The sequence below is a fragment of the Rothia sp. HMSC071B01 genome (assembly GCF_001808945.1).
Taxonomy (GTDB): domain Bacteria; phylum Actinomycetota; class Actinomycetes; order Actinomycetales; family Micrococcaceae; genus Rothia.
In genome coordinates this window covers 1-381 of record NZ_KV795053.1, presented here as the reverse complement: position 1 = coordinate 381, position 381 = coordinate 1, and the positions used below count along the sequence as shown (strand labels likewise).

At 57.0% G+C, this 381-nt stretch carries 1 protein-coding gene; it reads left to right on the top strand.

The genetic code is table 11. From position 1 onward, the window contains the following. Positions 1-381: hypothetical protein (locus HMPREF2527_RS09750; protein ID WP_168161076.1), on the top strand; the 381-nt coding region annotated here is incomplete at both ends.

The window sequence follows — 381 nt, the reverse complement described above, 5'->3', positions numbered from 1 at the left end:
CTTTTTCAAGAACCTCTTCGCACCCAATTCGGAGGCGAAGCCCCTGCCCACCCCGCTGGAATTGCGCCTGCTGGAGCACTACGAAGCCTGGCAGAAGAACCGGAAGGAAGAAAAGTGGGCTGCGCAGAAAGAGCAGGCGGAAAAGCGGGAATACTATAGAATCCTCCTCTCCGATGAGGGTGAGAATGGGTTCGCCGCACAACAGCGGCTCTTTGACCAGCTCATCGCCCAGAGCACGTGTCTGCGTGCAGCAGCCGTTGAAGACTACGACGAATGGCTGACTGACTGGCTCCAGACCGGTAAAAGCATCACCTCCTACAGCGCAAATCCCTTCTCTGCCTGGCAGGTTCACTATGTGCAGGACCCTGATACCTGGGTCAG